This is a genomic window from Nocardia grenadensis (assembly GCF_050942415.1).
Taxonomy (GTDB): Bacteria; Actinomycetota; Actinomycetes; order Mycobacteriales; family Mycobacteriaceae; genus Nocardia; species Nocardia grenadensis.
On the sequence record NZ_CP192054.1, the window covers coordinates 3,349,783 to 3,375,714 of the forward strand.

Sequence of the window (25,932 nt, forward strand, 5' to 3'; positions counted from 1 at the left end):
CGTCATGACATGGCTCGAGGCCGTTTCCGCGGCGACCCGGCACCGTCGAACTGCTGAATACGGCTCCGCCCGGCCCGATGTTCCGGGACTCGTTCACCGGACCCGGTTTCCGGCCGACCCGCCCCTCGGGTGGCGGCCGGAAACCGCGTCCCTGACGATCGACCGGCGGGGATTCGCGGGCGCGTCGCGCCGCCGGCTCTACGACCGGGGGTTCGGTGCCACGCGGTACGCCGGACCGGGCAGATTCACCGAACGGCGGCCGGTCCCTGATCGGCGGTGGCCGCCTCGCGCAAACTGCTGGGCCGCATATCCGTCCAGTTCCGCTCGACGTAGTCGATACAGGCCGACCGGCCGGCGTCGCCGAAGGCGATCCGCCACCCGTGCGGCACCTCGGCGAAAGCCGGCCACAGGGAATGCTGGTTCTCGTCGTTGACCAATACGAAGAAGCGGCCGTCCACGTCGTCGAACGGGTTCGCGCTCATATTCATTTCTCCCGGATCGTCGTTGTTGTCCTGCCGGCACCCCACGTGGGGATTACGCGGCTCGGCTCGCGTAGACCTCGTACAGATCGGTGCCGCGCAGGCTCGGATCCTGCCGGATCCAGGTGGTCAGCCCGTGAATACTCAGCAGCTCGCGGAACTCTGTCAGGCGCCCGGCGGTGTCGTGCACCTCCGCCACCACCGTGCGTATCCGCGGCCAGTCCCGCGCGGCGACGCCCCGCAGCACATCGAGTTCCGCTCGTTCCACATCGACCTTCAGCACCCCGATCTCGGCATCCGGCCCGTGTTCGTCCAGGATCGCCGATACCGTCGTCACTTCGACCTCGATCTGTTCGCCCTGATGCAGTCCGGCGGTGATGAGTTCGATCGCCTCGTCGTCGAGACCGCTGTTGCGCAGGAATACCCGGGTGGCCTCGTCGTCCTCGGCGCGATCGGCATACAGGCCCGAGTTGGCCGGAGCCTGCGGATACCAGGTGAGTGGAAGGATACCGGGCGCGGCGCCGACCGCGGTCCGCACGGCTACGGCGTGCGGGACATGGGCATTCAGATTGCTCTGCAAGCAGCGGAACGTCGCCGGTACGGGTTCGGCCGCGAGCACCCGGGCGCCGGGACAGATATCGGCGAACAGCATCGCGGCCAGCCCGATGTTCGCGCCGATATCGAGGACGAGGTCCCCCGGTCGTAGCCGGGCGGCGGCCTGCCGGTAGAAACCGGTCGCCGAGGTGATCTCACCCCAGAGGAATCGCGCCTCCGCCGGGCTCGGGCAGTCGACCACTCTGCCGTCGTCGAGTTTCAGCGTCTGTTGCGTGTTCAGCATTGCGCTACGGCCCTTTCTATTACCGCACCGACAACGGTCAGTGCCTCGGGATGGCTCAGCTCGAGGTGCCGGACATCGACCACCCGGTTGTGGATCTCCCCGGTCACATAGCGTCGCCACGAGCGGGCCAGCGCGTCGTGATCGGAGTGGTCCTTTCCGGCGGTGAAGAAGTACAGGTCGCCGTCGAAGACCCCCGGCCGGTACCGGTCGGCGATCCCTGCGGCGGTCTCGAAACTCGTCATGACGCGGTCCACCTGTTCGGCGGTGAACATCGCGGTGCCGAGTACTTGCTCTCGGACGACCGCCCAGGCCTGCTCGTGGGTGTCGGCACGGACGTCGTCGCCGAGATCGAACAGCTCACGCCAGCCGCCGAGCAGATCCGCCATCAACCGTCCCGGTGGCCCATCGCCGGCCGCCTCCGGCGCCGCGGCATCACCGGACAGCTCCACGGCGCTGTCCAGCAGCGCCAGCAGCCCGACTTCCGCGCCCGCGCGCCGGAGCCGGACCGCCACGGCATGCGCGATCTGCCCGCCGAGCGACCAGCCGAGCAGGTGGTATGGCCCGTCCGGCTGAACCCGGCGGATTTCGCTCACATAGCGGCCGGCCAGCTCGTCCACCGATTCCGCCGGCGGCTCACCGGCCACCACATGCGGATCCTGCAGACCGTAGACCGGACGCTCCGCGTGCACGTGCTCGACGAGACCGCCGTAGAACCAGGCCAGCCCACCCGCCGGATGCACACAGAACAGCGGCGGCTCGGAACCGCTCGCCCGCAGCGGCAGCAGCACCTGCAGACCCGATCCGCCCTCGGCCTCGTCGGCCCGGCGGGCCAAGGCCTCCGGTGTGGCGTCGTCGAACATCCACGGCAGCGCGATCGTCACCCCGCGCGCCTTCAGTTCGCGCACCACCATGGTGGCCAGCAGCGAGTTGCCGCCCAGATCGAAGAACCCGTCCGAGACTCCGACGGGCCCGACGCCCAGTACCTCGGCGTACACCTCGCTGATCGCCTTCTCCGTGCCCGTCCGGGGGGCGACGAATTCGCTCGCGGCATTGCCGGGATCCGGTGCGGGCAGAGCCGTGCGGTCGAGTTTGCCGTTGACCGTCAACGGCAGATCGGGCAGCACCGTGATGGCCGCGGGCACCATATAGCCGGTCAGCACCTCGGCGGCCGTCGCCCGGATCGCGGCCGGATCGAGCTGCGCGTCCTCGGCGGCCACCACGTAACCGATCAGCTGGTCTATCCCGTGCCCGGGCCGGTGCACGGCGGCCGCGGCGCGCACGACACCGGGATGCCGGAGCAGCGCCGTTTCGACCTCGCCCAATTCGATGCGGTAGCCGCGCAGCTGGATCTGGGCGTCGACGCGGCCGAGATAGCGCAGTGCGAGTCCGTGCTCGCCGTCCTGCCACCGGCCGATATCGCCGGACCGGTAGAGCCGGGCCCCGGCCGGCCCGTACGGGTTCGCCACGAACCGGCCCGCCGTCGTCGCGGGAGCGCCCAGGTAGCCCCGCGCGAGCTGTCCTCCGGCCACATAGATCTCACCGGGCACGCCGACGGGCACCGGGCGCAGGCGCTCGTCGAGTACATAGACCCGCATACCCGGCAGCGGCGTACCGATCCCCGCGCTCTCGGGTCCGGTGACCTCACCGAATGTCACATGCACGGTGGTCTCGGTGATCCCGTACATATTGATCAGCCGGGGCGATCCGGGCGCGTGGGCCGCGAACCAGCCGGCCAGCCGGCCAGCGTCCAACGCCTCACCGCCGAACACCACATACCGCAGCGCGAGTTCGGGCCCGCCCCGACCGGCGGCCCGGCGCTCCCGGTCCGCCTCGGCGAATCCGTAGAACGCCGACGGTGTCTGGCTCAGGACCGTCACCCCTTCTCGGGCGACCAGGTCGGCGAAGGCCTCCGGCGAACGGGACACCTCGTAGTCGACCACGACCAGCCGGCCACCGGTCAGCAGCGCGCCCCACATCTCCCAGACCGCGAAATCGAAAGCGTAGGAATGGAACAGGGTCCACACATCGCCGGGACCGAAATCGAAACGGCCGGGCACCTCGGTGAACAGGGTGACGGCTTCGCGGTGGCTCACCGTCACGCCTTTGGGGCGGCCCGTGGAGCCCGACGTGTAGATCACGTACGCCGTGTTGTCCGGCCGGGCGACCGACAACACCGGAGCCGGCACCGCGGCGGCTGTCGCGCAGTCCTCCACGAGCAGCACCGGAGCCGGGACCTCGGGCACCGCCGATACCGTCCGCGCCGAGGCGAGCACCGCCACCGGGCGGGCATCGTCGAGCACGAACCGCAACCGTTGCTCCGGATAGGCCACATCCAGCGGCAGATATCCGGCACCGGTGCGCACCACGGCCAGCAGGGCGGCGACCAGATCCACCGAACGGGACAGAGCCACGGCCACCAGCGTTTCCGGACCCGCCCCGCATTCGGCCAATCGGGCGGCGATCAGACCGGCGCGCCGATCCAGCTCCGCGTAGGTCAGCGCCGAGCGGCCGTCGGTCACCGCGACGGAATCGGGCCGCTCCGTGACCCGCGCCGCGAACAGGTGCGCCAGAGTCGTCTCGGGGACCGCGGTACCGGTGGGGCCGGCCGCGTCCAGCAGCGCGCGCCGCTGCGCGGTGTCGAGGAGGTCGATAACACCGACGACGACCTTCGGATCCGCCGTCACCTCCGCGAGGATCCGCATATAGGCCCGCGCGAACCGGTGCATCGTCGCCGCGACGAACAGGTCCGTCGCGAAGGTGAGCCGGCCCACGAGACCGCCCGGACGGCCCGCCTCGTCGAACCGTTCCGCGAGCTTCACGTTCAGATCCGCCTGTGCCTGTTCGAAACCGTCCTCGACCGGTTCGACGGTGAGACCGGGCAGCCGGACCGCGGCCCGGCTCAGGTTCTGGACATCCAGTGTCACCTGGTAGAGCGGGAGATGCGCGGTAGACCGCGGGGGGTTCAGCGCCTCCACGACCTGTTCGAACGGTACGTCCGCATGTGCCAGCGCGGCGAGATCGGTTTCCCGGATATCGGCGAGCAGTTCGGCGAACGTCTGCCGCGACGCGACTCGCGACCGCAGCACCAGCGTATTGACGAACATGCCGATCAGGTCGTCGAGTTCCCGCACCCCACGACCGGCCACCGGGGTTCCGATCGCGATATCGCCGACTCCGGACAGCCGCGCCAGCAGGATCGACAGCGCGGCGTGCAACACCATGAAAACTGTCGCGTTACCGGCGCGGGCCGCCGCGACGATCCGGGCGTGCAACTCCGCGGAGATCTCGAACTCGACGGCGCGCCCGCGCAGCGACGCCACCGGTGGCCGGGGCAGATCGGTGGGCAACTCGAGCAGTTCGGGCATTCCGCCGAGTGTCTGCTTCCAGAATCGCAGTTGCCGCGATACCAGCGAGTCCGGATCGTGCTCGGCACCGAGGATCTCGTGCTGCCACAGCGCGTAGTCGGCGTACTGGACCGGCAGCGGCGGCCAGTGCGGTGCACTGCCCTGCCTGCTCGTCTCGTACGCCACCGCCACGTCACGGGCGAGCGGCAGCATGGACTGCCCGTCCGCGCAGATGTGGTGGACGGTGATCATCAGCACGTGGTCGCGCTCGCCCAGTTCGAACAGCTCGATCCGCAGCGGCGGTGCCTGGGTCACGTCGAAACCGGTGGTGAACGCGGCGACGGCCCGCCGCATCAGCTGATCCTCGGCCACCGGTACCGGCCGCAGCTCCGGCACGGCCTCGGCGGCCGGGACCACCAGTTGATACGGGACACCCTCGGCCATGGGGAACGCGGTGCGCAGTGCTTCGTGGCGTTCGACGACCAGGGCGCAGGCCCGGCGCAGCGCGTCGATATCGAGCTCCCCGGTCAGCCTGATCACCAGGGGGATGTTGTAGGCGCCCACCGAGGTGTCGAACTGGTTGAGGAACCACATCCGCTGCTGGGCCGGGGACAGCGGTACCCGCGCGGGCCGGGCCCGCGCCACCAGCGGTGCCCGGTGCGCGCGGTCGAGACCGGTCAGCTGCGCGGCCAGCTCGGCTACCGTCGGCGCCTCGAACAGCTCGCGGACACCGACCCGTGCCCCGGTGGCGGCGCTCAACTGGGCCGCTGCCCGGGTCGCCGACAGCGAGTTACCGCCCAGCTCGAAGAAACTGTCCGCGGCCCCCACCTCGTCGAGGTCCAGGACGCGGGCGAAGACGTCCGCCACCGCCCGCTCGGCGTCGGTACCCGGAGCGACCCACGCGCGGCGGGCGCCGAATTCGGGTGCCGGGAGAGCGAGGCGGTCGAGTTTGCCGCTCGTGGTGAGCGGCAGCGCGGGCAGCAGGGTCAGCGCCTCGGGCACCATATGCGCCGGCAACCGGTCGCGCACGGCCGCCCGCACCGCCGCGAGGTCCACCGAGGCGGCACCGGCGAGATATCCGGCGAGGCGCTCACGCCCCCGCTCGTCGGGCCGCAGGACGACGACGGCCCGGTCGACACCGGGACAGCCGGCGAGGACACTTTCGATCTCGCCGAGTTCGATGCGCTGGCCACGGATCTTGACCTGGAAATCCCGGCGGCCGAGGTACTCCAGCGTGCGTTCGTGGGTCCAGCGCACGAGGTCACCGGTGCGGTACATACGTGTTCCCGGCGCCCCGAACGGGTTCGCCACGAACGCTCCGGCCGTGGTCACCGGCCGGCTCGGATATCCGCGCGCCAGTTGTACGCCCGCGAGATACAGCTCTCCTGTCACACCGGGTGGTACCGGTCGCAACCAGGCATCCAGCACGACCGCGTCCACCCCGCGCAGCGGCGCGCCGATCGTCACCGCGGCGCCGGGGCGCAGCGGTCCGCTCATACAGGCCAGAATCGTGGTCTCGGTGGGTCCGTACACGTTCAGCAGGCGTCTGCCCGGCGCCCAGACGGCCACCGTCTCCGGCGGCACCACCTCACCACCCGCCAGCAGCACCCGCAGGGAATTTAGGCCTTCCGGGGACAGTGTCGCCAGCACACTCGGGGTCAGGAAGGCGTGCGATATTCGCTGTGTACGGATCAGTTCGGCCAGTTCGGCGCCCGCGTACACCTCCGGCGGCGGCAGCACCAGCACCGCGCCGTTGCTGTGCGCCAGCAATATTTCGAGGATCAGGGCGTCGAACCCGGGCGCGGAACCCTGCAACACCCGCGACCCGCTGTCGGCGGCGAGTCGTTTCCGCTGCTCGGCAGCGAAATTCGCCAGGCCCTCGTGCGTCACCGCCACGCCCTTGGGCACGCCGGTGGAGCCCGATGTGTAGATCACATACGCCGTATCCCGGAGATGCGGTGTGCGCACAAGGTCCGCGTCGAGTATCCGACCGGACGGGTATTCCGCGAGGGAAGCCCAGGTCTCCGGGTCGTCGAGGACCATCGGCCACACCGAATCCGGCAGCGACCCGCGCGCGGATCCGCTCGTCAGCGCGATCCGGATATTCGCGTGTTCGACCATGAGCGCTATCCGTTCCGCAGGGTTGCGGGTATCGACCGGTACGAGCGCGGCACCCGTTTTCGTCACCGCCCACAGGCCGACCACGAACTCCACCGACCGGGGCAGCGCCAGCGCCACCCGGTCGCCCGGGCCGACGCCCCGGTCGATCAACTTCCGTGCCAAGCGGTCGGACCGGTCCGCCAGTTCGGCGTAGGAGACCGTCTGCCCGTCCGAGATCAGCGCCGCCGCCGCGGGGTCGCGGGCCGCCCCCGCCGCGAGCAGTTCCGACAGCGAACGCGGTGCCTCGGCGCTGCCGCCCGAGGCCGGCACCAGATCCGCCCGTTCGCCGGCCGACAGCAGATCGATCGCCCCGAGCGGTCTGTCCGCAGCACCGGCGATCGCGTGCAGCACGCGGGCCAGCCGGGCCGCGATATCGGCCGCCGTCCGAGCGTCGACCCGGGCGCGCTGATAGCGGACCCGGACATGCAGTTCGTCGGTCTGGTGTGCCTGGACCAGCAGCGGATAGTGCGCGGCGTCGCGGCCCTCCGCCGAGAGCACCCGCATCCCGTCGATATCGGTATCGCCCAGCCCCCTGCTGTCGACCGGATAGGACTCGAAGACCACCAGGGTGTCGAACAGATGCGGACTGTTCGCGGCGGCGGTGATCGCGGACAGTTCGAGATAGTGGTGGTCGAGCAGCCGGGTGTTGTCGGCCTGCAGGCGGGCCAGCAGCTCGGCGACGGTCCGCGTGCGGGTCACGTCCACCGATACCGGGATCGTATTGATGAACAGCCCGATCATCGACTCCACACCGGGCAGGTCGGCGGGACGGCCGGAGACGGTGCTGCCGAAGACCACGCGTTCGGTGCCCAGCAGGTTGCCCAACACCACCGCCCAGGAGAACTGGACGATAGTGGCCATCGTGACCGCGTGCTCCCGGACGAACTCGGTCAGCCGCGCGGTGGTGGCGTGTTCGAGAACGACCCGCAGATCGACCGGTACATCGGCGACGGTCGCGGTATGCGGGTCGGTGATCAGGGTGGGTTCGACCGACTCACCGAGAGCCGCACGCCACACCTGAATACCGGCCTCGTGATCGCGTTCCGCCAGCCACACCAGATAGTCGCGGTAGGACGCTGCGGCCGGCAGCAGATCGGTCCGGTCGTCCACCGCGTAGAGACCGATCAGCTCCCGGCACAGCAGCGGCAGCGACCAGCCGTCGAGCAGCAGGTGGTGCGCCGTCAGCACCAGCCGGACATCCCCCGGGCCCACCGTGACCGCGAGAAAACGCAGCAGCGGCGGATCCGCGGGGTCGAACACCACGGCCCGTTCGGCTTCGATCAACCGGTCGAGTTCGGCGGTGTCCCCGCCGGTCTCGGCGCGGTGCCAGCGCAGCGCCACGGCGGCGGGAACGACCTGTGCTGCCACGCCCTCGGCCGTTCGGGTGAAGGCCGCGCGCAGGTTCGGATGCCGGTCGAGCAGCGCTCGCGCGGCCCGTTCGAGCCGGTCCTGGTCGACCGTGCCCGCCAGGGTCAGCACCGATTGGGCGGTGTAGACGTCCAGTTCACCGGCGGCGAATTCGGCGTGGAAGAGCAGGCCCGCCTGGAGCGGCGCCAGCGACCACACATCGGTGAGCGGGCCGTAGCGGTCGGCGAAGACGTCCAGATCGGTCCGCCCGACCGCGACGAGCGGAACATCGGCGGGGCACAGGCCCCAGTCGTCGTCGCTACGTGCCGCGGCGGCGATCTCGCGGACGGCATCCAACCAGTCCTCGGCCAGTTCGGCGACCTCCGCGCGGTCCAGCAACCGCGCGGCGTAGCCGATCTGCGCCGACAGCACGGGGCCCGCCGCGGTCTCGGCCGTGTGCACATCGATCGTGATTACCGCCGCCGCGGGCATATCCGGATCGAACGCGCCGCGCCGGTCGAACTCCTCCCCTGTCGGCACCCAGGGCAGTCCCGACAGGGCGGCGAGATCGACACCGGCCCGGCCGAGATTGTTGAAGGCGATCTGCGGCTCCGGTGCGCCTGCCAGCCGCTCCCCGGCGACCGGGTCGAGGTAGCGCAGCAGGCCGTAGCCGATCCCCTTGTCCGGGATAGCCCGCAACTGTTGCTTGACCGCTTTCACCGCGGTACGCAGATCACCGGCGTCGACCGGATCCAGCGCGACCGGGTAGGCGCTGGTGAACCAGCCCACGGTACGGGACAGGTCGGCACCGGGGACCAGCTGCTCCTCGCGGCCGTGGCCCTCGAGCAGGATTTTCGCACCGCGGTGGGTGCTGCCGCGGCGTGCGCGCCAGCGAGCCAGGGCGACCGTCAGTCCCGCGAGCAGTGCGTCGTCCACCGTGGCGCGGGCGGCTCCGGGCACTACCTCGAGCAGCACTCTGGTGATCTCGGCCGGCAGGGATACCTCCAGCTGCCGGACCGTCGCCTGGGTGTCCACGGCCGGATCGAGCGCCGCCCGGCCCAGTAGCGGGTCGGGGGCCGCGCTCATCCGCTGCCACAGGTCGAATTCACCGGTCCGATCCGCCGCCGCTTCGGTCAGGGCGTGTGCCCAGCGGCGCATGGAGGTGCCCGGGGCGGGCAGGTCCACCGCCCGGCCCGCGACGATCTGCTGCCAGGCGGTCGCGAAATCGGGGAGCAGGATGCGCCACGAGACGCCGTCCACGGCCAGGTGGTGGATGACGACAAGGGCCCGGCCCTCCGCTTCGACTCCCGCCGCGGGCACCAGGCAGACCACCTGCACGACCCGTCCGGCGTCCGGATCGAGACGTGCGGTGGCCGCGGCCAGCGCGGCCTCGGCCACCGCGGTGAAACCGGCACCACCCGGCGCCTCCTCGGCCCGGAAAGTCTGCACGAGAACGGTTTCCGCGGCCTCGATCGAACCGGCCGGCAGCACCCGCAGACAGCCGTCGCGCAGTCGGCAGCGGAGCATATCGTGCCGGTCCAGCAGCGCCTGCACCGTCGCGGTGACCTCGGCGATGCCGGCGTCGCCGGGCAGCCGCACCAGCATCGACTGGGCGAATCCCCGGGCCGCGCCGAGGCGTGCACCGAACCAGGCCACGATCGGCGTACTCGGGATATCTCCTACGCCGCCGCCGGGCAGTTCGGCGAGCGTCGCCCGGCTCGTGGTCGCGGCGGCCTGCGCGAGGGCCCGGACGGTTCGGCGTTCGAAGATATCCCGGGCCCGGAGGACCACCCCCGCGGCCTGCAGCCGCGCGGCCAACTGGATCGACATGATGGAATCGCCGCCCAACGCGAAGAACGACGTGGTCGCCCCCACCGACGGCACCCCGAGCACCTCCGCGAACGCCGCCGCGACAGTGCGTTCCATATCGGTGGCCGGTGCGACCGTGTCCGCCTCACGCACCTCGAGTACGGGTTCGGGCAGCGCCTTACGGTCCACCTTGCCGGTCGGGGCGAGCGGCATCCGGTCCAGGACGGTGATCGTCGCGGGCAGCATATGGGCCGGCAGCACACCCGCGAGCCGGTCCAGCACCGCGGTCGCAGTGAGTTCCGTGCCGGGCTCACCCACGAGATAGGCAGCGAGCAGCGACCGGCCTTCCGGGCCCGGCCGGGCGACCGTGACGGCCGAGGCGACACCGGGCTGCGCGAGCAACGCGGCATCGATCTCGCCGAGTTCGATGCGCTGGCCGCGGATCTTGATCTGGAAATCGCTGCGGCCGACATATTCCAGCGTATGGTCCGCAGTCCAGCGCACGATATCGCCGGTCCGATACATGCGCGTTCCCGGGCCGCCGTATGGATTCGCCACGAACGCGTGCGCGGTCGGCGTCGGTCGATTCAGATATCCCCGCGCCAGCCCCGGGCCCGCCACATACAACTCACCCGCCACCCCGACCGGCACCGGCCGCAACCGGGCGTCCAGAACGACGGCCTGCGCGCCGTGGATCGGGCCACCGATATCGATCGGGCCACCGGCACGCACCGGCGCGCTCGTGGTGATGACGATCGTCGCCTCGGTCGGACCGTAGATATTGTGCAGCCGGCGCCCCGGCGCCCAGGTCGCGACCAGCTCCGCCGGCACCCGCTCACCGCCGACCGCCAGCACCCGCACCGATTCCAGATCGGCGGGCGATACCGTCGCCAGCACACTCGGCGTCAGGAATGCATGCGATACCCGGTGGTCGCGGATGAGCCGGCCCAGTTCCGCGCCACCGAAGACATCCGGCGGCGAGATCACCAGCGCGGCGCCCGCCGCACAGGCCATCAGTGCCTCGAGCAGTACCGCGTCGAATGCCGGTGCCGCGACGTGCAGCACCCGTGCGGTCCGGTCCACCCGGTAACGCATCCGCTGGGCGGTGGCGAAGTTCGCGAGCCCCTCATGGGTGACCACCACCCCCTTCGGCGTGCCGGTGGAACCGGAGGTGTAGATCAGATACGCCGTATCCCCGATCCGGGCCCGCCGCGGCACGACCGAACTCGCGGAAGGACCCTGCCGACCAGCGATTTCGGCGGCTGTGGCCGGATCGTCGAGTACCGACCACTCGACCCCGTCCGGCAGCGCACCGACCGCGGCCGCGACCGTGAGTCCGAAGGCGATACCGGCGTCGGCGATCAGCTGGGCCATCCGCTCCCGCGGGTACCGCAGATCCACCGGAACGAAGGCGGCGCCGGTCCGGGAGATCGCCCACATGGCGATCTGGTAGTCCACCGAACGAGGTACCGCCAGCGCGATATGGACGCCGGGACCCGCGCCGCGCGCCACCAGATGGCCGGCCAGCAGGTCGGCGCGCCGGTAGAGTTCGGCGTAGGTCAGGGTTTCGCTCTCGCCGATCAGCGCGACCTGCGCGGGGTGCGCGGCGACCGCCGCGGCCAGCAGATCCGGCAGCAGGCACGGGATTTCGGTCGCGGGGCCCACCGCCGGTACCAGCTCTTCGGCTTCCGTCGCGGTGAGCAGATCGATATCACCGACCGCCCGGGCCGGGTCGCCGGTGACCGATTCGAGGATCCGCACGAACCGGTCGGCGAGCGCCTGCGCGGTGCGGTCCGCGAAAAGATCGGTGGCGTAGACGATCTCCCCGTCGATACCCTCGGGCCGATCGCCGTCGACCCGCTCGTCCAGCAGTACGGTGAGATCGGTTTTGGCCTGCGCGATCCCGGGGTCGAGCAGTGTGACGTCCACATCCGGCAGCTCGAACCGCGCCGGCCCGGTGTTCTGCAGTCCGAACATCACCTGGTACAGCGGTGTGTACGCGGTGGACCGGGGACGATCGAGCACATCGACGAGCCGTTCATAGGCGATATCGGCATGCGCGAGGGCGGCCGCGTCGATATCGCGCACCTCCGCGAGCAGTGCGCGGAACGACCGGTCCTCGTCGATCCGGGTGCGCAGCACCACGGTGTTGACGAACATGCCGACCAGGTCGTCGAGCGCCTCGTGGCCCCGGCCCGCGACCGGCGTACCGACCGAGATATCGTCGGTGTGCGCCGTCCGGGCGAGCAGGATCGCCAGCGCCGCGTGCAGTACCACGAAGGTCGTCACGCCCTCCGCCCGCGCCAATCGCACGATGGCGTCGTGCAGCCGCGGCGGGATACCGAAGCGCACGCTGCCACCGGCCGTGGTGATCGTGGCCGGGCGCGGGCGGTCGGTCGGCAGATTCAGCAGTTCCGGGCTGTCGCCGAGCACGCCCGTCCAGTAGGCGATCTGCCGGGAGATCAGTGAATCGGGGTCGTTCTCGGCGCCCAGGCGCTCGCGCTGCCACAGCGCGTAGTCGCCGTACTGGACCGCTATCGGTTCCCACTGCGGCGGCTGCCGGCGCGTCCGGGCCGTATAAGCGGTGAACACGTCCCGGGCCAGCACCGGCATCGAGGCACCGTCGGCGGCGATATGGTGCGCGACCAGGACCAGTGCGTATTCCCCGGCCGCGGTGCGGTACAACCCGGCCCGGACGGGCACCGAAACCGCGACATCGAAGCCGGTTTCGGCGATCCGCCGGATCCGGTCGGCCAGTGCGCTGTCGTCGGCGACCGACTCGGCCTCCGGCAGCAGCGCGGACCCGGCGGCCGCGGTATCCAGGACGACCTGGCACGGTTCGCCGTCCACCAGGGGGTAGATCGTCCGCAACGGCTCGTGTCGCAGGGTCACGTCCCGGAAAGCGGCCCGCAGCGCGGCGAAATCGAGCGTACCGCCGAGCCGGGCCGCGAAACAGATGTTGTACGCGGCGGACCCGGTGTCGTACTGGTTGAGGAACCACATCCGGCGCTGCGCCGCCGCCAGCGGGACGGCGTCCGGGCGCTCGCGCGCCGTGAGCGGGAGGGCGGTGCCGCGGGTGCGGGTGGTGAGCCGTTGCGCCAGGCCGGCGATCGTCGGCTCGTCGAAGATATCGCGGATACCGACCTCGACACCCAGTGCCGCTTCGGCACGGGCGGCGATCCGCGCGGCCGACAGTGAGTCGACACCGATCTCGAACAGATCGGCTGTCACGCTCACCTGCTCGGTTCTGGTCAGGCCGGCGACGATCCGCGCCAGCGCGGTTTCCCGCTCGGTACGCGGGGCCACGTATTCGGCCCGGTCCTCGAATACCGGCCGGGGCAGCGCCACCCGGTCCACCTTGCCGTTGGCGGTGAGCGGGATCGCCGCCAGGATCTGTACGGCGGCCGGCACCAGGTAGGCCGGCAGCGTCCGCGCGAGCCGGTCGCGCAGCTCGCGGCCCGTGGGCTCGGCGCCGGGGACGAGCGTCACGTAGCCGGCGATCCGGTCCGTCGTGGCGACGACGACCGCCCGGGCGACTTCCGGCAGCGCGCACAGCGCGGCCTCGATCTCGCCGGGTTCCACCCGCTGCCCGCGCACCTTCACCTGGAAATCGCCGCGCCCCGCGAACTCCAGATCACCGGACCTCGTCCAGCGGACCAGGTCGCCGGTGCGGTACAGCCGCTCCCCCGGGGCGCCGAATGGGTGCGCGACGAACGCGGCGCAGGTGAGGCCGGGGCGGCCGTGGTACCCGCGGGCCGTCTGCACGCCCGAGACGTAGAGTTCGCCGGTCACGCCGAATGGAACAGGTCGCAGCCGGGAATCCAGGACGTACCCGCGCATACCGGCGACCGGCCGCCCGATCGGGACGGTCGCGCGGGGGCTATCCCCGGGCACGCACGGATGGCTGGTGACGACCTCGGCCTCGGCCGGCCCGTACCAGTTCACAACCTCGGCATTGCCGAATACGCGCGCAGACTCGTCGACGGTGCGCTGGGCCAGTGCTTCACCGGCGACGAAGACCCGGCGGACCGACGGCAAGGGCGCCGCGGTGGTGTCGAGCAGGACATCGAGCATCGACGGAACGAAATGCGCTGTGCTGATCCCGTATTCGTCGATGATCTTCGCCAGGTAGGCCGGGTCGCGGTGGCCGTCCGGAGCGGCGATCACGAGCTGCGCGCCGGTCTGCAACGGCCAGAACAGTTCCCACACCGCGATATCGAAGGTGATCGGTGTCTTGTACAGGACCACATCGGATCCGTCGTGCGGCCACTGCCGCTGCGCCCAGGCCAGCTGCGCCACGGTCGCGGCGTGGGTCAGGGCGACCCCCTTCGGGAGGCCGGTGGAACCGGAGGTGAACAGCACATAGGCCGTGTTGTCCGGGCGCAGCGGCGCCCGGCGGTCCGCGTCGGTGAGCGGGGTGTCGCCGTAACCGGACAGGTCGGTCCGGTCGATCACCTCGGTGGCGCACTCCGCCGGCAGCTCCGCTGCGTCCGCGGAGGTGGTCACCACCAGGACGGGCCGGGCCGCGGCGAGCACACGGCCGATCCGCGCGGCCGGATGGTCCGGGTCGATCGGGAGGAACGCGGCCCCGGTCTTGAGCACCGCGTAGAGCGCGGTGACGAGGTCGACCGACCGGCGGATCGCTACGGCCACAACGGCTTCCGGGGCGGCGCCGCGGTCGGTCAGCCGGCGGGAGAGCCGGTTCACCCGGCGGTCGAAATCCCGGTAGGTCGATACGGCACCGGCCGGATCGCGCAGCGCCGGCGCGGCCGGGGTGCGGGCCACCTGGTCGTCGAAGAGATCGACCAGGGTCCGGCCGGCGACGACGGGCCCGCCGGTGGCGTTCCACCGGTGCAGCAGCACGGTCCGATCGGCCTCGTCGAGCAGGTCGATATCGCCGACCGCCAGGAGCGGATCGGCCGCCGCTGCTTCGAGCACGCGGACGAACTGGGCGGCGAACCGCGCGGCGGTGTCCGCGTCGAACAGGTCGGTGGCGTAGGTGAGGCGCAGCGTCATACCGACCGGCTCGTGGTGGGGGCCGTGGCCCTCCGACATCATCAGCAGCAGATCGTAGATCGCGGCCTCGTCGCCGGGATCGAGATCGTCCACGGTGAGATCCGGCAGTTCGACATGGGCCCGGTCCATGTTCTGATAGGCGAGCATCACCTGGAACAGCGGCGTATGCGCGGCCGAACGCACCGGATTCAACGCTTCCACCAGCTGCTCGAACGGCACGGTGGCGTGGTCGTAGGCCTCGATATCGGCCCGCCGAACCTCTTCCAGGAGCTCCCGGAAGCTCCGGTCCGGCGTGACCCGGGTCCGCATCACCAGGGTGTTGACGAACATACCCACCAGACCGTCGAGCGCGCGGTGACCGCGGCCCGCGTGCGGCACTCCGAGGGTGATGTCGTCGCCACCGGAGAGCCGGGCCAGCAGGACCGCCAGCGCCGTATGCGCCACCATGAACGTCGTGGCGCCGCTGCGACGCGCCAGCGTCTGCACCCGCCGGTGCAGGTCACCGGGGATCGTGACCTGCACGAACGCGCCGCGCTGGGTTCGGCGCGGCGGCCGCGGCCGATCGGTCGGCAGATCCAGGACATCGGGGATTCCGGCGAGCCGGGTGCGCCAGTAGGCGATCTCACGTGCACCGCGCGACCGTGGATCGTCCGGCGCTCCGAGCACCTCACGCTGCCAGAGCGCGAAATCGGCGAACTGGACCGGCAGCGGCGCCCACTCCGGCCGGCCACCCAGGGAACGCGCCCGGTAGGCGGTCATCAGATCGGCGGCCAGCGGGGCCACCGAGAAACCGTCACAGCTGATGTGATGCGCGGACAGCGCGAGCACCCATACCGATTCGGAGAGCTGGAAGAGCGCGACCCGCAGGGGCACAGCCGCGGCCACATCGAAGGTACGGCCGAAGAACTCCGCCAGCCGCCGCGGCAGTTCGCATGCGGCGATCGGTTCCGGGACGAGATCCCCCGGCGCGGCGGCCTCCTCGACCGGGAGCACCACCTGGGCCGGAACACCGTCCACGGCCGGGTAGACGGTCCGCAGACTCTCGTGCCGCTCGACCACATCGCCGACGGCCGCCGTGAGCGCCCCGACATCGAGGACCCCGTCGAGCCGGATCGCCAGCGGGACGATATATCCGGCGGCCGCCGGATCGAATTGGTTGAGGAACCACATCCGGGTCTGCGCCGGCGAGAGCGGTACCCGCTCCGGGCGCGGACGGGGCGCGGGCGCCGGGAGGCCGGGTACCTCGCGCAACCGGGTGATGCGCGCGGCGAGGTCGGCAACGGTGGGCGCCTCGAAGATCACCCGGACCGCGACGGTGACCTCGAGGATATCGCCGATCCGGCTCAGCGCCCGCGTCGCGAGCAGCGAATTACCGCCCAGTTCGAAGAAATCGTCCAGGGCGCCGATCTCCGGCAGAGCGAGCAACTCGCCGAAGACATCCGCCACCGTCCGCTCGACCAGGCCGCGCGGCTCCCGGAACTCGGCCGCGCGCAGGGCCGGGTCCGGGGCCGGCAGCGCCCGATGGTCGACCTTGCCGTTCGCGGTGAGCGGAATCGAATCGATCCGGACCACGGTGGCCGGAACCATATAGGCGGGCAGCCGTTCCCGCAGCGACGCGCGGATCTCCTGGGTGTCACAGGACGGTGGCGCGACCACATGGGCGACCAGGCGCTGTTCGCCGTGCTCGGTACGTACCTGTACCACCGCGGCATCCACCGCGGCGTGGGCCACCAGCGCGGCCTCGATCTCGCCCGGTTCGATCCGCAGACCGCGCAGCTTCACCTGGGTATCGGCTCGGCCCACGTAGCACAGGCTGCCGGTGGTATCCCAGCGCACCAGGTCACCGGTGCGATACAACCTGGCGCCGGTGCCCGAGGGGTCGGCGACGAAGGTGGCCGAGGTCAGGGCCGGCCGTTCGTGATACCCGCGGGCCAGCTGCACCCCACCCAGGTACAGCTCGCCCGTGACACCGTCCGGGACCGGACGCAGCCGGGTGTCCAGCACCCGGACCACCACATTCGCCTCGGGTACGCCGATCGGCACGGCGGCGCCGGAGACCTCTTCGACACGGTGGGAGGTGACGCTGACCGCGGCCTCGGTCGGCCCGTACAGATTGTCGATCCGCGCGGTACCGAACTCGGTGCAGCGCCGGACGGTCTCGGCCGGCAGCGCCTCACCGATGCACAGGATGCGCCGCAGGTCCGGGAGTTCGCGGCCCTGCGCGGTGGCCAGGAACGCGGCGAGCAGCGACGGTACGAAATCGACCGTCGTGACCCGGTGTTCGGTTAGCAACCGGCCCAGCACCCTGGGGTCACGGTGCGCGTCGGCGTCCGCGACCACCAGCGCGGCACCACATGCGGCCGCGGCGAACAGTTCCCACACCGACAGGTCGAAGGTCACCGGCGTACGCCAGATCAGTACATCGGAATCGTCGAGGCCGTAGTGGTCGCGCAGCCAGCACAGCTGGTTCACCACCGCGCGGTGCGGGATGGCGACGCCCTTGGGCATACCGGTCGAGCCGGAGGTGTAGACGACGTAGGCCAGATCGTCGGGATGCAGTGGCCGGGTGCGGTCCGCGTCGGTGATCGGTGCCGGATCGAGGGTGGCCGAGAGCGATTCCGAGATCGGCCACCGCGGCACCTCCGGCGGCAGGTCCACGTCGTCGTCCCGGGTGAGTACGGCGATCGGCCGGGCGGTCGCGCAGACCGAGCGGAGCCGGTCGACCGGGTGTTCCGGATCCAGGGGCAGGTACGCAGCCCCGGCGGCGTGGATCGCGTACAGGCCGGTGAGCAGGTCGACGCTGCGGTGCATGGCGACCGCCACCACCGTACCCGGCCCCACGCCACGGCCGATGAGAGCGCGGGCCAGCCGGTTCACCCGCTGTCCGAAGTCTGCGTAGTCCAGTCGTTCGCCGGTCGCGGCGTCGATGACAGCCGGATGCCGCGGGGTGGCGGTGACCTGGGCCGTGAACAGCTCCGCTACCGTCGCCGGGCCGGTGACGGTGCGCGGGCCGGCCGACCGCTCGGCCAGCGCCTGCCGTTCGGTCGCGGTCAGCAGGTCTATATCGCCGACGGGCGCGGCGGGATCGGCGAGTACCGCGCGCAACAGCGACTGGTAGCGGTCGAATATCGACCGGATCGACGACTCGTCGAACAGGTCGGTGGCATACCCGAATTCGACCGCCATTCCGGCGGTGCCACCGCCGGTGGACAAAGTGTCGACCAGGTTCAGGTGCAGATCGTATTTGGCCACGGCCGGATCGATCATCCGGGTCGTGACCGTGAGCCCGTCGATCCGCACGGCCGGAATCTCGATGTTCTGGAACGAGAACCCCACCTGGGTCAACGGCGCATGTGCCGTCGATCGCGGTGGATTGAGCACCTCGACCAGCCGTTCGAACGGGATATCGGCATTCTCGAACGCGGCCAGATCCGCGGCACGGACCCGGTCGAGAACCGCGGCGAACGAGGCACCGGGCGCGACCCGGGTCCGCAGCACCAGCGTATTGACGAACATACCGACCAGGCCGTCGAGGCCGGGTTCACCGCGTCCGGCGATCGGTGTCCCGACGGCGATATCACCGGTCCTGGACAGCCGGGCCAGCAGGACAGCGTAGGCGGCGTGCATCACCATGAACACGGTCGTGTCGTGGCGGCGGGCCAGCGCGACCACCTCGCGATGGAGATCCGCGGACAGCGTGGTGGAGTACGTGGCGCCGCGGAAGCTCTGCCGGGCCGGGCGCGGCCGGTCGGTGGGCAGGTCGAGCACCTCGGGCAGTTCGGCGAGGGCCGAGCGCCAGTACTCGGTCTGCGCGACCGTGGGGCTGTGCGGATCGTTCTCGGTGCCGAGCAGTTCCCGTTGCCACAGCGTGTAATCGGCGTACTGCACGGGCAACGGTGCCCACTGCAGCTCGTGACCACTGCGCCGGGCCCGGTAGGCGGTCATCAGATCCGCGGCGAGCGGGGCGAGCGACGAGCCGTCGAAGCTTATGTGGTGGACGACCAGGACCAGGGTGTGGTCGTCGGCCGCACTGCGCAGCAGCGTGATCCGGAAGGGGACCTCCCGGGTGACGTCGAAGCCGACCGCGGTCGCCGCGGCGATCCGCGCCTCGACCATGTCGGCCGCCACCGGTACCGGTTCCAGCGGCGGGCAGGCGTCCGCCACCGGCACGATCACCTGGTGGGGTCCGCTGTCGCTGTCCGGGTAGCGGGTGCGCAGCGCTTCGTGCCGGGCGAGCACATCGGCGACCGCCTTCTGTACGGTCGCCACCTCGAGGTCGCCCGACAGGCGCAGCACCAGCGGAATGTTGTACAGCGGCGACGCCGTGTCGAAACGATTGAGGAACCACATCCGGGTCTGAGCCGGCGACAGCGGGATCCGCTCCGGACGGTGCTGCGGGACCAGTGGTGGCCGGCCGGCGGGGGCGCTCGTACGCAACCGGTCGGCCAGGGCCGCGACGGTCGGTGCGTCGAACACCGTGCGCAGTGCGATATCCACACCGAATTCGGCGCTCAACCGGCCGGCGACCCGGGTGGCCGACAGCGAGTTTCCGCCCAGGTCGAAGAAGCTGTCGAACGCGCCCACACGCTCGATACCGAGTACCTCCGCGCACACCCGCGCCACGGTCTGTTCCACGCTGTCCCGCGGCGCGACGAATTCCGTGGTCGCCACACCGAACACCGGCTCGGGCAGCGCGGCGCGATCGATCTTGCCGACCGGTGAAAGCGGCAGTCGGTCGAGTACCAGTACGGATTCCGGGACCATATGTGCCGGCAGTCGCTGCGCGGTGTACGCCAGCAGTTCGGCGGTATCCACCCCATCGCCCGCGGGTACCACGTAGGCGGCCAGCCGGGCACCGTGTTCGCCGCCGACACCCACCACATGCGCGACCGATATCGCCGGGTGCGCCGCGAGGGCGGCCTCGATCTCGCCCAGTTCGATGCGCTGGCCGCGGATCTTGACCTGGAAGTCGGTGCGGCCGGCGTATTCCAGCGTCCCCTCGGCGGTCCAGCGCACCAGGTCACCGGTGCGGTACATCCGAGTACCGGACGGCCCGAAGGGCGCGGCCACGAACGCGGCGGCCGTGGCCGCGGGCCGCCGCAGGTATCCGCGGGCCAGTTGGACACCGGAGACGAACAGCTGCCCCGTCACGCCGACCGGAACCGGCCGTAATCCCGCATCGAGGACCACGGCGTCGATCCCGCGGATCGGTCCGCCGATCGTCACCCGGTCGCCCACCGACAAGGGATCGCTGATCGCGACCATGATGGTGGTCTCGGTCGGACCGTATCCGTTGAACAATTCGCGACCGGGCGCCCACGTCGCCACCGTCTCGGCCGGGACCGCCTCACCACCGGCCACCAGCACCCGCAGGGAGTCCAGACCCGCCGGTGACATCGTCGCCAGCACACTCGGTGTCACGAACGCGTGCGAGACCTGCCGGGCACGGATGAGTTCCGCCAGTTCCGCGCCGGCGAAGACATCCGGCGGTGCGACGACGAGCGCGGCACCGTTGGCATGCGCCATCAGCAGTTCCAGCACGACCGCGTCGAACCCGGGCGCCGACAGCTGCAAGATCCGCGCGGACGGGTCCACCCGGTAGCGCTCGCGCTGTTCGGCGGCGAAGTTCGCCAGACCCTCGTGCGTCACCGCGACGCCCTTGGGCGTACCGGTCGATCCCGAGGTGTACAGCACATACGCCGTATCGAGCACCCGGCCGCGCCGAATCCGTTCCCGGTCGGTCACCGGTGCCGTCGATCGGGCGTCGAGCGCGGCCGCGGTGTCCGGATCGTCGAGTACCAGCTGTCCAATGGACTCGGGCAACAGTGCCCGGGTGGATTCGACCGTCACCGCCATCCGGACCGCGGCGTCGCCGAGCATCAGGGCGATCCGTTCGACCGGATTCCGCGGGTCCATCGGGACGAACGCCGCGCCGGTCGCTGCCACCGCACGGATACCTGCCACGAATTCCACCGAACGTCCCAGCACGAGCGCGACGTGGTCACCGGGACCCACACCACGCGCGATGAGCTCACGGGCCACCCGGTTCGACCACGCCTCCAGTTCGCCGTAGGTCACCGTCCGGTCGTCCGCGATCACCGCCACCGCGTCGCTGTCCGTTACCGCCAGTATCTCGGCCAGAAGTCGCGGCGCCGTCGCCGGCGCGCCCACGGCCGGGACCAGCCCGTCCCGTTCGGCGCCGGAGAGCACATCCACCGCCCCGACCCGGATGCCCGGATCCGCCACGACCGCGTCGAGTACCCGGTTCAGCCGGGCCGCGAATTCCGCGACCGTGCGCCGGTCGAACAGATCGGTCGCGTAGTCGACGCGCAAGGCGACATCGCCACCGGCGGAGGCGTTTTCCGCCACAGTGACCACGAGGTCCACCTTCGCCGTCGCCGCCCCCGGGTCCAGGACCTCCACGGTGAGACCGGGCAGTTCCAGAGCAGGCCGGTCCATGTTCTCGAAGGCCAGATACACCTGGCACAACGGGGCGTACGCGGCCGACCAGCGGGGGTCGACCTCCTCCACGATCCGCTCGTAGGGCAGATCGCTGTTGGCGAAACCGTCCACATCGACAGCCCGCACCCGCGCCAGGAAGTCGGTGAACGATTCGCCCGGACGGACCTCGGTACGCAACGGCACGGTATTGACGAACATCCCGATGAGCGGCTCCAGCGTGGGCTCGCCGCGGCCGGCCACGGCGGTGCCGACGGTGATGTCGCCGGAGCCCGACAGCCGGGCGAGCAGTACGGCGAGCGCGGCGTGCACGACCATGAAGGGGGTGACGTTCGCCGACCGGGCCAGCCCCTCGATCCCGCGGAATACCTCGGCCGGGATCACCGTCTCGGTGCGGTCGCCGCGTAGCGACCGCTGGGCCGGCCGGGGCCGGTCGGCGGGCAGCTCCAGCACCGGCGGCTCACCGGCCAATTGCGCTGTCCAGTAGTTCAGCCGGCGGGCTGCCTGCGACTCCGGATCCGCCTCGTCCCCGAGCAGTTCGCGATGCCAGAGGCTGTAATCGGCGTACTGCACCCGCAACGGCTGCCAGTCCGGCGTCTTGCCCTGCACCCTGGCCTCGTAGGCGGTCGCGAGATCGGCCGACAGCGGCCGCAGCGACGACCCGTCACAGCAGATGTGATGCAGGACGACGGCCAGGACGTGCCGGCGCCGGTCGGCGGAAGCGAACAGGGCGCTGCGCAGCGGCGGCCGTACGCTCACATCGAAACCCCGTGCCGCGAGTTCCCGGATCCGTTGCGCGAGCACCTTCTCGTCGGCGGTCTCGGGACGCAGGTCCAGTCCGGCGATCACCTCCTCGGCCGGCCGGACGACCTGGGACCCCGCACCCTCGACGGCCGGGAACACGGTGCGCAGTGCCTCGTGCCGCTCCAGGACATCGGTGAGCGCGGTCCGCAGCGCCGCCACATCGAGGTGGCCGGTCAGCTGCACCACCAGCGGGATGTTGTACGCCGCCGAATCCGGGTCGACCTGGTTGAGCAGCCACATCCGGTTCTGGGCGGGGGACAGCGGAAGCGGGTCCACCCGCGGCCGGGCGCGCAGGGCGGGCCGGGCCGGGCGGTGTGCGGCCGCGATACGCGCCGCGAGTCCGGCGACGGTCGGTGCACCGAACAGGTCACGCACCGAGACCTCGCAGCGGGTCAGTTCGCCGATCCGGACAGCGGCGCCGGTCGCGGTGAGCGAATTACCACCCAGCGCGAAGAAATCGTCCAGGACGCCGACGCGTTCGATGCCGAGGACATCGGCGAACACGTCGGCGATGGTTTCCTCGATCACCGTGCCCGGCGCGACATAGGCGGCGGCCGAATCGAATACCGGCTCGGGCAGGGCCCGGTGATCGATCTTGCCGTTCGCGGTCAACGGTAGTTCGGGCAGCACCACGACACTCGCCGGCACCATGTACTCCGGCAGAACACCGGCCACCCGCTCGCGCAGGGCATCGCCGATACCGGCGCCCGGATCGCCCACCGGCACCACATAGGCCACCAGGCGCGCCGCCTCCGTACCGGGCCGATGGACGACCGCGACCGCTGACGCCACCGTACTGTCGGCCAGCAGCACATTACGGATCTCGTCGAGTTCGATCCGGAACCCGCGCAATTGGACCTGCTGATCGGCCCGGCCGCGATACTCCAATTCGCCCCGATGGTTCCAGCGGGCGACATCCCCACTGCGATAGAGTCGCGCCCCCGGTGCGCCGAACGGGTCGGCCACGAAACGGGCCGCGCTCAGCGCGGGCCGGCCGAGATATCCGCGCGCGAGCTGCGCCCCCGCAATATAGATCTCACCCCAGGCCCCCAGCGGTGCCGGGCGCAACCGCTCGTCCAGTACGTAGGTGCGCAAACCCGGCAGGGCCGTGCCGATCGCGCTCGCGGCACCAGGCACCGCGATATCCGGGGTCAGCGGCAGGTAGGTGACGAACACGGTGGTCTCGGTGATCCCGTAGCTGTTGGCCACGACCGGCACCTGCGGATCGTGCTCGTACCAGGCGGCCAGCCCCGCCGGATCCAGACGTTCCCCGGACAGGATCACCGACCGCAACACCAACGGCCCCTCGGCTTCCCCACCGGCCGCGTACCGCTCCCGTGCGGCCGCGAACTGCTGGAAGGCCGAAGGGGTTTGGTTGAAAACGGTCACCTGCTCACGCGCCACCAGGCGTACGACCTCGTCGGGCGCCCGGGTGGTCGCGGTGTCCACCACGACAAGACGGCCCCCGGAGACCAGCGGTCCGAAGATCTCCCACACCGAATAGTCGAACGCGAAGGAGTGGAACAGCGTCCACACATCGCCCGGCCGGACCCCGATCTCGGCGCAGGCGTTGATCAGGTAGGACGCCACCGCGCGGTGGCCGATCGGCACGCCTTTCGGGCGACCGGTCGAGCCGGAGGTGTAGATGACGTAGGCGATATTGTCCGGCCGCAGCGGGCCGGACCGTTCGGCATCGGTGACCGGCGAACTGTCGCCGTCGAATCCGGTACGGTCGCCGAACACGATGATCCGGTGGGGATCGCCCGGAACACTCTCGCGCAGTTCGGGCTTCGTGACAACCAGTACCGGCCCGGCATCGGCGAGCACGTACTCGAGCCGGTCGGCGGGGTGGGCGATATCCAGGGGCAGATACCCGGCCCCCGATTTCAGCACGGCCAGGGTGGCGACGATCAGATCCACGTCCCGCGGCATCGCGACGGCAACCAGGGTTTCCGGCCCCGCGCCGCGCGCGATGAGGGTGCGGGCGAACCGATTGGACCGTTCGTCCAGCTCTCGATAGGTCAGGGCGGTCGAACCGCAGGTCACGGCGACCGCGGCGGGGGTTACCGCGGCCCGGGCGGTCAGCAGGCCGACCAATGTCGTTTCCGCGACCGCGCCGTCACGGCCCGCCAGGTCGCCGACAACACGCTGCTCTTCGGCCGAATCGACGAGCGGAATATCCAGGACGGGGGTGTCCAGGGGCGATTCCAGCAATCGTTGCAGGAATTCGACGAACCGCGAGGTGTGCAGTTCGAGTTCGTCCCGGCTGTACAGATTCGGATTACCGTGCAGTTCGAGCAGGAGGGGCCCGTCGGCACCGGGACGGTAGAGGTTCAGTTGCAGATCGTCGAGCGCGCCGGAAGTGAGAGCGCGATAACGCCCGACGGCGGATCCGAGGCGGATCTCGCTGTCGAAGAACAAGATATTGACGACCGGACCGAACGAATTGGCCGCCGTATCGGCGATATTCGTATCGCGGCGCATATCTTCGAAACGGTAGAGCTGATGCCGGATCGCGGAAACGAGCTCGGATACCGCCGCACCGACCACCTCCGCGACTGTGGTCCGCGGGGTCAGCGCGAACCGGATCGGCACCATATTCGCCAGCATGGCGGCGGCGTGCCGCAGGCGGCGGGTCACCCGGCTGCTCACCGGCATCGACAGCACCACATCGTCGGAACCGGTCATCCTGGCCAGGAACGCGGCGAACGCCGCGACGACCACCTGCGCGGGCGAGGCGCGCTGGTGCTCGGCGAACCGCTCCAGCAGTTCGGACAGCCGGTCCGGCAGCTGCCGACCGGCCACCTCATCGTTATCGCTCCAGCGCGCGGCGCGCCCCGAAAGACTCACCGGTGCCGGGAGACCGGAGATCTTCTCGCGCCAGTACGCCCGATCGGATTCGAAGCGCGGACTCGCGTGGTACGCGCGATCGGCCTCGGCGATCTCCCGCAGGTCCGCCGCTATCAGCGGCGGGGGCTGTCTCCCCTCGATGATCGCGTTGTAGTGCTCGCTGACCCGGCCCATGACATTGAACGCGCCGTATCCGTCGATGATCAGATGGTGTGCGCGCGCGTACCACAGGTACCGCTGCTCGCCGATTTTGATGAGTTTGCCGACGGCCAGCCGGTCCCGGCCGAGATCGACGGCTTTGGTGCCGTAGTCGCGGCGCATCCACTCCATGGCCGCGGCGTATGGGTCGTCGGCGTGGGACAGATCCAGCAGGGCATCGGCATAGGTGATAGTGCGATCCACGAATTGGTAGGGACGACCGTCGTATTCGACCACCCGCACGACGAGCGATTCGGTTTCCCGCCCAGCGATATTGACCGCCTCGGTGAACAGGTCGATATCGATATCACCCTCGATATCGACGTAATGCGCGATATTGACGTTCGGCCTGCCCGGAAGATTGTCGGCCAGCCACATGCTGTACTGCGCCCGGGACAACGGGATGAGATCCGGTTCGTGGTCGACAGCCGTGGCCGATCTCGAATTCATCTTCCGACCTTCCGCTCAGACTCGGAGGCACCGGAGCGCGGCAGAAAACGCCCCCTGCTGCGCTCGAAGCCTGGATACGACTTCGTCGTGACGAAGCGGTGTCCACGCCCCTGCCACGCGAACACCTTTTAAGAGCAAACAGCTATCAGATCGTGCGACGGACAATCTATGCACACGT

Annotated in this window: 3 protein-coding genes; all 3 read right to left on the reverse strand. The window is 70.4% G+C overall.

The window, feature by feature from the left end; genetic code table 11:
* Positions 1-245: 245 nt before the first annotated feature.
* The 3 genes from ACQPYS_RS15345 to ACQPYS_RS15355 are packed head-to-tail and all read right to left on the reverse strand — an operon-like array spanning position 246 to position 25,754.
* A complete protein-coding gene (locus ACQPYS_RS15345; protein WP_431938070.1) occupies positions 246-482 on the reverse strand; it encodes an MbtH family protein in 237 nt (78 codons plus the stop codon).
* Between the two features lie 52 nt (positions 483-534).
* Entirely contained in the window at positions 535-1,317 is a 783-nt protein-coding gene (locus tag ACQPYS_RS15350; RefSeq protein ID WP_431938069.1) for an FkbM family methyltransferase, read from the reverse strand.
* A complete protein-coding gene (locus ACQPYS_RS15355) occupies positions 1,311-25,754 on the reverse strand; it encodes a non-ribosomal peptide synthase/polyketide synthase (RefSeq protein WP_433489930.1) in 24,444 nt (8,147 codons plus the stop codon). Before ACQPYS_RS15355 ends, ACQPYS_RS15350 begins: the two co-directional genes overlap by 7 nt.
* Between the last annotated feature and the right edge of the window lie 178 nt (positions 25,755-25,932).

Bases quoted from the DNA above. Each gene is read 5' to 3' on its own strand.
- ACQPYS_RS15345 (WP_431938070.1), bottom strand. From the start codon at position 482: ATGAGCGCGAACCCGTTCGACGACGTGGACGGCCGCTTCTTCGTATTG.
- ACQPYS_RS15350 (WP_431938069.1), bottom strand. From the start codon at position 1,317: ATGCTGAACACGCAACAGACGCTGAAACTCGACGACGGCAGAGTGGTC.
- ACQPYS_RS15355 (WP_433489930.1), bottom strand. From the start codon at position 25,754: ATGAATTCGAGATCGGCCACGGCTGTCGACCACGAACCGGATCTCATC.